This window comes from Candidatus Neomarinimicrobiota bacterium (assembly GCA_018647265.1).
In the GTDB taxonomy this organism is placed as follows: Bacteria; Fidelibacterota; Marinisomatia; order Marinisomatales; family TCS55; genus TCS55.
This window is the reverse complement of record JABGTK010000139.1, coordinates 1-10,175: the sequence shown is the minus strand read 5'-3', so window position 1 is coordinate 10,175 and position 10,175 is coordinate 1. Positions and strand designations below refer to the sequence as shown.

At 40.3% G+C, this 10,175-nt stretch carries 9 protein-coding genes; 2 read left to right on the top strand and 7 right to left on the bottom strand.

Annotation, left to right across the window (positions count from 1 at the left end; all coding sequences use genetic code 11):
• The 5 genes from HN459_08475 to HN459_08455 all read right to left on the bottom strand — a co-directional run.
• A partial coding sequence (locus HN459_08475; protein MBT3479481.1) for a hypothetical protein occupies nucleotides 1-1,661 on the bottom strand: 1,661 nt, incomplete at its 3' end.
• Between the two features lie 10 nt (nucleotides 1,662-1,671).
• Nucleotides 1,672-3,171: a c-type cytochrome gene (locus HN459_08470; GenBank protein MBT3479480.1), complete on the bottom strand. Its 1,500-nt coding sequence runs from the start codon at nucleotides 3,169-3,171 to the stop codon at nucleotides 1,672-1,674.
• Nucleotides 3,172-3,244: 73 nt separating this feature from the next.
• Entirely contained in the window at nucleotides 3,245-4,012 is a 768-nt protein-coding gene (locus tag HN459_08465; GenBank protein MBT3479479.1) for a hypothetical protein, read from the bottom strand.
• Nucleotides 4,009-5,094 carry a hypothetical protein gene (locus HN459_08460; GenBank protein ID MBT3479478.1) on the bottom strand — a complete coding sequence of 362 codons (1,086 nt, stop codon included), beginning with the start codon at nucleotides 5,092-5,094 and terminating at the stop codon, nucleotides 4,009-4,011. Before HN459_08460 ends, HN459_08465 begins: the two co-directional genes overlap by 4 nt.
• A gap of 51 nt (nucleotides 5,095-5,145) precedes the next feature.
• Entirely contained in the window at nucleotides 5,146-6,240 is a 1,095-nt protein-coding gene (locus HN459_08455; protein ID MBT3479477.1) for a threonine synthase, read from the bottom strand.
• A gap of 154 nt (nucleotides 6,241-6,394) precedes the next feature.
• On the opposite strand from HN459_08455, the gene HN459_08450 reads away from it, so the two are divergent.
• On the top strand, nucleotides 6,395-7,732 hold the full coding sequence (locus HN459_08450) for an aminopeptidase P family protein (protein MBT3479476.1): 1,338 nt from the start codon (nucleotides 6,395-6,397) through the stop codon (nucleotides 7,730-7,732).
• Nucleotides 7,729-9,210, top strand: coding sequence for a M20/M25/M40 family metallo-hydrolase (locus HN459_08445; protein ID MBT3479475.1), 1,482 nt, complete (start codon nucleotides 7,729-7,731; stop codon nucleotides 9,208-9,210). Before HN459_08450 ends, HN459_08445 begins: the two co-directional genes overlap by 4 nt.
• On the opposite strand, the gene HN459_08440 is transcribed toward HN459_08445, so the two are convergent.
• Nucleotides 9,205-9,690 (bottom strand): asparaginase, encoded by a 486-nt coding sequence (locus HN459_08440; GenBank protein MBT3479474.1) that lies wholly within the window; start codon nucleotides 9,688-9,690, stop codon nucleotides 9,205-9,207. The genes HN459_08445 and HN459_08440 overlap by 6 nt on opposite strands.
• A gap of 158 nt (nucleotides 9,691-9,848) precedes the next feature.
• The coding region (gene arsC / locus HN459_08435) for an arsenate reductase (glutaredoxin) (GenBank protein ID MBT3479473.1) at nucleotides 9,849-10,175 on the bottom strand (327 nt) is incomplete at its 5' end.

Below are 10,175 nucleotides of genomic sequence, written 5' to 3'. Positions count from 1 at the left end.
TATGCCAACGCCAAACTCCAGCGCGTTCTAATTTTTCGTTGATCTTTACCAGCCTGTGATAATTTATGAATAATAAATTTTTCAATTTCCTGATCATCGCCTTTAACGGCATCAAGAAACGCCAGTGACAATGCTTGTATATCTAAATCTTTATTTTCACTTAATCCTTTTAATCGATTCACTGCCGTTTCGGAAATGGTAATTGCTTCTTTAGACATAAATGCTGCTGAAATTCCTGCAAAAACCTGTGGAATTGGATCAGCGTTTGATCCAAAGAGATTTAAAAACCCTTCGTCTGATACATTACCATTTTGAAATGAAAACAATGCAGATTCTAATGGATGAAGTGGTTTCAACTCACCATACCATTTTGTTATTTGATCATTTAGTAATTGAATGGTCATATCATCGTGGCATTGTTGACATGCGTTTTTTATCCCAAGCTGCTGATCTAGTATTGGCCTAGGGATGGCTATTGTATGGTCTGCCCTTGCAAACTTTAATTTATTTCCAACTGCTTTATGCTGTTGGAATGGCATATGACATGCAGTACACCGACTTCCTTCAGATTCAGTTTTGTGAAAAGTGTGGATAGAAATTTTCTCTTTTTTCGACACATGACAAGAGACACATTGTCCATTATCAAACCGCCCCATTAATGGATTTCGATTTATGTCTTGATAGCCATTTGAATGTGGATTGTGACAATCGATACATGTCATGGATCCGTTTAGATAACAATCACTAAAAATATGGTTTTGCTGATATCCAAAAGCTTTCACTCGTCCATCTGGATGATAGGGATTTCCACTCAACATTGAAAATTTTACACTAAAATAATCATCAAAATCTTTCCCCGGTAAGTATCCCGGACGAATCATATCTTTCAGTGCATGACATTGTGCGCACACTTCAATAGATTTATCTTTTGAAAGCGTTTTTAAAGATTGAATGCCTGTATATCCTTTTACAATACTTTGATCAAATTGCATTAAAGATACATGCTCTTGTCCGGGGCCGTGACAGGATTCACAGTTTATTGATAAGTTCGTAAATGAAGTTTTGTATTTTCCCTGATTGGGGTCAAATGTAGTGATGATTTGACTTCCATGGCATTGTTGGCAGTTTTGTTTTTCTAAAATACCCCCCATCATCCGATTGGGAGGCCACTCAGCTAACTTTCTCATGGAAAGGGATTTCGACGCCGGAACCCATCCGGATAAATTATTTGTCTCAAAAAACCATGTTTCCTTTTCTGGGTGATAATCAAAAGGAAGTAGTCGCATTGTACCATCAGGAAAAACACTAAAAAAAGCTTGGGTTCCGCCACCATATAAATGTCCGCTACCTACTATAACACTTACTTCATATTTGACTTCCGGGAATCCGTTTTCCTGAGCAAGAAAAAAGTAGCGATTATCTTGTTGAAATGGTAAAAACCAGCCATCTTTAAGGTCAATTTTTTGACCATTAAAAGGTGCTTTTATATCTGAAGTAAATGGCGCACCCCCGGCATGGCCATGCGTTGATTCCTTCCACAACTCAAATTGATCTGGATGGCAGGATTTACATATATCTGAACCAATAAAATCCTGAAGTTGGCTTAAAGCAATATTGAAGAAAAGAACTGAAAATATCAGTCTTTTTTTAAATACTATCATTTAAATATTATTACTTTTTCGCCCAGCCCGGCTGCTCACAATCACAAAAGTCTCTGATTGTCTGTACATAACCAACAATCTCTTTTTGGCTCAATTTTTCTCCCCACCCCGGCATAAAATTACTTTTATTCATTATGCGCCCGCCTACATGAATTGTATCATAAAGTGTGTCGTCTGCTTTTTGGCCAATTAATTTTCCATTAGTAAAATCACCAGGTTTTATTGGGAGATATGCTGCATTGAATCCCGCCCCATCTCCTTTGGATCCATGACATGAGGCACAGTTAGCGATATATTTATTTTCAATTGGATAAGGACGATTTTGAATGAGATTCAAGTATTGAACTCTTTTGTTTGAAGCACTTTGGGCAAAATAAGATTGGATTAGTGGTATCATTTTTGGATCCATGGCAGTTTTGGGCATTATGCTTTCAGGCATAACCATATGGGGCATTTGAATGGCCATTTTAATAAACCCATCTGTAAGTCGATTCCCAACATTGCTAAGATCTGGTCCTATCTTTCCACCGTTGCCATTGAGTGTATGACAACCCAAACAGGGCAGAAAATCATTTAATAACCGCTCAACCTTATCAGATTGAAAATCAGATATTTTTAGTAATTTTGTTTTTGAAATGGCACCACCAAGCCAATCCCCTAAAACTTCAACCTCTAATTCACTCAGATTATAATTCGGCATCCGACTGCCAGTCCCCGGAAAGTAGCCATTTGGCCTAATTGGTGAAGGATTTTTTAGATATTGAAGTAACCAACCTGAAGGTGTTTTCATCCGTTGATGGGTTAAATCCGGCGCATTATGGTTTTCAAACCAATTGTTTTCTCCTGTCATATCATGACATGCTTGACAATTTTGAGAAAGAAAAATATCCCTGCCCATTCTGCTCGTGACAGAAGCATTTTCTTTAATAGCAGTATTTAATTTTTGGTTAAGGGTTTTTCCTCTTATTTCCCCAATGTTCCCCAAATACCCCACTATTGTTTTTATTGTCTTTAGGACCGTTGGATCCTCCTTGTTAAAAAAGCTCGGCATTGGGGATTCACGAGGTACATATGACGAAGGGTTCAGAATAAGGTCGTACAACCAATTGGGTTGTAGCCGTACCCCCGCTTCTGTCAAATCTGTCGATTTTTCCTCTCCCTCACCATTTAGCGTATGACATGCCGTACACTGCAATTCGTTATGAATAAGGTTAAACCCATTATCGTTATTTCTAATCCGTGATTGACTCAACGTCCGGCCATGGGGGAGATTCTTTCTGGTCATGAGATATTTCGTCAAAGCAAGCGCTTCATCATCAGAAAATTCAAAATCAGGCATACGTGATTTTCCAATATTTTTGCGAATGGATTTTGGGGACTTTAAATAATCAAATAGGAATGCTTCATTATATTTCAACCCTGCATAACTAAGGTCCGGGGCACGGTTCTTAATAATACTTGATGCCGATGCGCCGCCGTGGCAATTACCACATCCAAGTTCATTCGCCAAATTGTTCTCCGGCATACCCCCTTGCCCGAAACAAAAGGAGATGAATATAATCAGTGAGAATGTGCGGAACAGATTACCAACCAAATTGCAAATCGAGTGCCGGAAATAAATGTGCCTGAGGCCCAAAAGGATATTCTCCGGCAACGAGCTTATAACCGAAGAAAAGGCAAAATCTTTCATTTTTTGTCCACACTAAAAGGCTTTTGTGTTCAAAAGAAAAACGGCCTTCACCGCCGGGCATAAGAAACATATCATAATCCATTATATAGGACCATCGTCCTTTGAGTTGCTTTATGTATTCGCCACCAACTTTTACTAGAATTCCATTATAATAGACAGAAAGGCGTGGATAGATAATGGGCAAATCTACTGTATACCTATCTGGTAATTCTTTCCCGTTTATTCCTATTCCCACCCCTGCAATTAGGGTAAGTTGACCAGCCTCCGACGTTCCACTCGTCCCAATCATTTCGCCATATACCGATAACATTTGTGGTATGGTAAATTCCGGTGAAATCAGGGCAAACATATCCGGTTCACCCAATTTCATTCCCACCGGACTTTGAAGCCAACGCATGGCCGCTGTTGGATAAGCAATTTGCAATCGATAGGCTCTTTTCCAACCCAAGAGTTGGGACATTTCTGTTTTATATGAAACGCTGGGCAAAAGAATAAATTTATTAATAGAAATTTCAGATCCATTATTTAATCCTAACCGAAGTGGAGTAAAGAAACCAATTTCCCGCCGGCCCGGTTCCATAACATTGGCTGTTTCACCCTCCCACTGGGCATGGGTCCATCCCCAGGAAAAGATTAGAAGAATGTGAATGAGTTTTCTCATTTCACCACCCACTTTGCACTAATCGGTATATGATCCGATAATTTCACAGCCTCCTGATGGGTGATACCATTAATCCAACTTGTGTTGGTCCATAGGTAATCTAATTTTCGATCCAGTGTAAGCTTAATATCAACACTATGGGTATAATGCTCCGATTCATTGGTGCCATAAATATTCAAAGGAATGGCAGACTTATATTGTTTATAAAAAGGTTCCAGCCACGTTACCTCTGAACCAAAGAAACTGGCTTCTTTATGGTAGGATTCATCGAAGGTATGGAAAGTTTCCCCATCGCATTGATCTTCAATGCAATAATCCAACTTTGACGCATTGGGGGGTACTTCATTTAAATCGCCACCAGCTACGAAACTTTGACCTTCTGCAACAATACCATCAAGGATAGCCTTGAATCCGTTAATATGTTTTTGTTTGGTATCATCCGTAGCAAATGCTGTTAAGTGGGTATTAACGGCGACGAATGGTTTCCCCGGCATAGCAACTGTAGCTTTGAGTACATTTCGCCGAAGATAAAAATACTTAGTTAGGTTGTCTTGATCCCCGCGAAGTGCCAGTTGGTACCGTTCTGCATTCTCAAGTTTCCACTTGGATAGAATCAGGTTTCCAGTATTAACACGACCCAGTCCATCTGCTAGAATAATTTGCGATTCCCACATGGAGGCATAAGCACCATAATTAAAATCGGTATTGTCCAAAAGCCATTGTGCTTGATCAATATAAGCAGTTTTCTTGGACTGAACATCCACTTCCTGAAAAAGGATAATATCAGGATCTTCCTGTTTTATTTTTTCAGCCAACGCTTCAAGTGCTTCATAAACTTCGCTTTTTTTAATAATGACCCTGTCGCCACAACCGTCACCAAAAAAAAGCAACCGGGCAACGCCAAAACGAATATTCCATGTCATAACCTTAACCGTATCTTTGGCGGTAAATTCAGTCATGGAATTTGCTCTATACATGATTGCATCCTCTACGTCATTGAATTCATTTACAATAGGGTCACATGAGGATAGTACAAATCCGAAAAAAAGAACCAATATAGTTTGGGTGAAGCGTTTTAACATAAATGCCTTTGCTCGTTTAGGAAACAATTTAATATTTTTATGTTCGATATATCAACCTCGCTCTATTCCAGTAGCAAACAGGATTGTTTTATCATTTGATCCGATCCAGCCTGTTTTTTTCAACGCTTTATACGTTGCCCATACAACGCCACCTTCTGCGCTAACATTAATACCGGTTTCTCCCCGAAATTCATCCGTCATCATTTCCAATTCTGATTCTTTTGCTGACACGGCAATTCCATTACAAGCTGATAGTGTCTCCAATATCCAACGGCCACCCAAAGGACCTGGAACATTTAAGCCCAATGCTACCGTCTCGCTATTTTCCCAGAATTCAGTTGATTTTTCCATGGCTTGAAAGGCTTTAACCACCGGCGCACAACCATCAGACTGAGCCGCAACCAAACGGGGGAGCGGTTCTAATATCCATCCCATTCCCACCATTTCTTTAAATGCTTTCCACATACCTATCAATCCCGTACCGCCGCCGGTGGGATAAATTATAACATCAGGTAAAGACCAATTCATTTGTTCTGCAATTTCATAACCCAATGTCTTTTTCCCCTCAACACGAAATGGTTCTTTTAATGTCGATATATCAAACCATCCCGGCTCTTTGGCCTCTTGCATTGCTTTGGCAGCATCAGAAATTGTTTGTCCCTTTAAAACAAGATTTGCCCCATATCGATCTGTTTCTTTTTTAAACGATTCTGGAATTATTTCCGGGAGAAATACATTACATTGAATCCCTGCTTTTTGACAATAAGCCGCGGCTGAAATCCCTGCATTCCCCGCCGATGGTAGACAAATAGTTTCAACCCCTTGAGCCTTCGCCATGGAAACAGCCAAAGCCATACCCCGGTCTTTGAAAGAGCCAGTGGGATTCACCGTTTCATCTTTTACATAAGTATTATTTCCAACTGAAATTAGGGGCGTTTTACCCTCGCCTAAAGTTACCCTTTCCTTTATTTGGGGTAACACGGATTCATACCGCCATAATGATGATTCTTTTAAATCAACCTCAATTGGCCGCACCTCTCTCTCCCCTTCATAATGAACTTCGAGTGGTTTGCCGCAGGGACACAACCAGACGGGTACCGGGGGGTCATTAATCTTTTGGTGACATGATGTGCATTTGTAAATCATTTTTAAGGCGTCTCGTTGTTATTTCCATATTACTAAGGAAATTTCCTTTTTCCATTGCATGATTTATTCTTGCGCAGTCAGATTGGCAATCGAATTTTCACCCTTTTAAATAAATGATACCTAATCAAAAACAATTACTATGAGAAAATATTCCATGAAAAACTTTTTATTCATTTTTCTAATCTCTTCCGTCCTTGTTGCTGACAACCTTATGTCAAATATTCTATCCATGCGTGAAAGAGCACCAGTGCGGGACGCATTGCTAAAGGATCGTTTTGATACAGTCCTGCCAGAAATCATGGCGCGCAATAACCTGGATATGTGGATCATCATCGCTCGGGAATACAATGAAGATCCTGTAATCCGTACGATGCTTCCAGCAACTTGGCTCAATGCCCGACGTCGGACAATCTTAGTAATCCATAATCCCGGGGATGGCCAACCGCTAGAAACTTATGCCGTAGCTCGTTATGATGTAGGAGAGGTATTTAAAAAAGCTTGGGATCCGAAAGTACAGCCGAATCAATACAAAGCACTGGCTGACTTGATTAAAACTAAAAACCCCCAAACAATTGGGCTCAATAAAAGTGAATTCTTTGCCCAAGCCGATGGCTTGACATCAACGGAATATAAACTATTCAAAAAAGCATTACCGCGGAAATATCATAGACGAATTGTAAGTGCTGAAAAAGTCGCCATCGGATGGCTGGAAACACGTAGTGCGAAAGAAATGAAAATCTATCCTGATATCTGCCGCATTGCCCACGATATCATTAAAGAAGGCTTTTCTGCAAAGGTAATTACGCCAGGGGTAACCACCACCGATGATGTGGTGTGGTGGTATCGGGAACGTATCCGCGACCTGAACCTTGTTACATGGTTTCACCCCACTGTTGATATTCAAAGAGCAGATCAACAGAATTTTGATTTTCTGGAAGCATTTTCAAAAGATAAGGCTGACAATGTTATTCGCCCAGGGGACTTACTCCATGTTGATTTTGGCATTACATACTTAGGGCTCAATACCGACACTCAGCAGCATGCATACGTACTTATGCCCGGCGAAAGCAACGCGCCTGACTTTTTGGTCAAAGCATTAGCAGTAGGAAACAGATTGCAGAATATACTTACGGACCAATTCAAAACAGGTCAAACCGGAAACGAAATGCTTTTATCCGCCTTAAAGCAAGCCAAGGCAGAAGGGATCAAACCTCAGATTTATACCCATCCCATTGGCTATTACGGTCATGGTTCCGGGCCAACTATCGGCATGTGGGACAAACAGGAGGGGGTTCCTGTAAATGGCGATTATCCATTATTCCCAAATACGGCCTACTCCATTGAACTCAATGCAAAAGTATTTATAAAAGAATGGAATAAAGAAGTAGCCATTATGTTGGAAGAAGATGCATTTTTTAATGGGCAATCTTGTGATTACATTGATCCGAGACAAACTGAAATGATTATAATCGATTGGCAGGAAAATAAATGAAAAATGTTTTAAAAGGAATTCTTGGACTGGGAGCAGTTTTAACCGCCATTTTATTATTTAATACCTATAATATTGAAACTGTAAGACCCATGGGCAACACCGTCAAATTGGAAAATATTGATATTCAAAAAGCGGTTGATCGTCTTTCTGGTGGAATTAAAATCCCCACCATATCTCAGATGAACTCGGATAAAATTGACTATACACATTTTGTGAACTTTAACCGGTACCTCCGACGAGAATTCCCCAGAGTATTTAATACACTTGAGTCATACACAATCAATAAACATAGTCTCATATTAAAGTGGAACGGGGCGCAACCATTGAAAAAACCTGTTCTGTTTATGGCCCACATGGATGTGGTGCCCATTGATGGCCAATCTTTAGATCAATGGACTCACCCGCCATTTGGCGGCAAAGCTGATGAAGAGATTATATGGGGCCGTGGAACCATGGATTGCAAAGGTAATTTATTTGCCATCATGGAATCGGTAGATCAACTAATATCCAATGGCTTTCAGCCCGCCCAAACCATATATATTGCATTTGGACATGATGAAGAAATTGGGGGAAATGAAGGGGCAAAAAAATCAGCAGAATATTTTCGGAACAACAGTATCGACTTCGATTTAATTCTGGATGAGGGTGGCGGTATTACTTCAGGAAAATCATTTGGTATAGAAAAAGCCGTTGCCTTTGTGGCCGTGAGTGAAAAAGGATATATGACCTTGGAGTTAGTGGCGACAGGAACGGGTGGCCATTCATCCATGCCCAAAAAAGAAACAACTATCGGTATCTTGGCAAATGCCATCACCAAACTTCAGGCGAACCCGTTGCCCGCTAAACTTGATGGACCTACAAAACTTATGTTTAAAGCTATCGGTGGCGAAATGAGTTTCTTACCCCGTGTCATTATGGCCAATCAATGGTTATTCGAAGGGTTGATTGAGAGAATATTTTCATCATCTCCCGCAGGTAGTGCCGTAATACGCACCACCACGGCGCCCACCATTATTTCTGGTGGTATAAAAGATAACGTAATTCCGGCACAAGCCAGGGCCATGATTAACTTCAGAATCATCCCCGGTGATACGCCAGAGGGTATTGTAAAAATGGTTAAAGATATTATTGACGATCCGCGGGTAGAGGTAAAACATCCAGAGGGACAATTTGGCCGAGAACCGGCACCCGTATCTGACCCAACAGCGGATCAATTCAAATTTCTAACCCAAAATATTTATGATGTTTTTCCGGAAGTAGTGGTAGTTCCAGGTATCAGCCCCGGGGGAACGGACACAAAACATTTTTTGGATCTTTCTCCAAATATTTATCGATTTTCTGGTATCGGAAAAACCGATGATAGCGATATGAAACGCATCCACGGTATCGATGAGCGAATCGGGGTAAAAGCATATGAAAAGGGGATTCAATTTTATATCCATTTGATGAAATCCCTGGGTAAAAGTCAAAAATTATAAAGGTTCAAAAACACCTGTTTCTTTATTCTTCTTTACTTTGTCGTAATCAAAACAGCGGCCATTCATGACAATATAAACACCGTGGGGTAAACTCTGGACAAACCCCAGCGCACTCCCCAAATTAAATAAACCATCTGACGTGCCAAATTTAAATGGAATCATTGCCCCCGTAAGGACAATTGTTTTTTCTAGCTGCCCTGTGGCCAGAATTTTAGCTGTATCGGTCATAGTATCAGTGCCGTGGGTAATGATAATTTGATCCCCAACCGTTCGATTACAATTATCTAAAATCAAATTCCGATCCGAGTCTGTCATATCTAGACTGTCTACCATCATTAATGTTCGAATACTTACATCAATTTTAGACCGCCCAAGATCCAAAATTTCACGCATGTGGGTATCTTTAAAATATAGCTTCCCGGTAATTTCGTTGTACTCTTTGTCGAATGTGCCGCCAGTAATGAATATGCGAATGCTCATAGTTTTTCTCTCAACTCTCCTCTGTATTGGTCATACTGAGTCTTGATCTTATCAAGAAGAAGTATCTCAAACATTTGTTGACCCATGATCGCCTGCTTGAGATTTTTCCACCCGACACTCCGTGTCTGGGGTCAAAATGACACTGTCTGTATGAATATTTATATTAACCCCATCACATTCTCTGGCGGTCTTCCCAAAACAGCTTTATCACCTTTAACTATAATAGGTCGTTCCATTATTTTCGGAAATTGATTCATAGCAATAAACATTTTTTCATCATCATCTAAAATATCGGCAATACCGTTTTCTTTAAAATCTGCTTCACCTTTACGGACGAAATCTGCGGGGTGCATTCCCAGTTTAACCGCAAGTGCATTAAAATCGCCATTTGAAGGTACGTCCTTCAAATATTCTATAATTTTTGGTTCAATACTGTTGTCACGCAACAGTTGCAGGGTCTGCCTACTCTTGCCTCATCTGGGGTT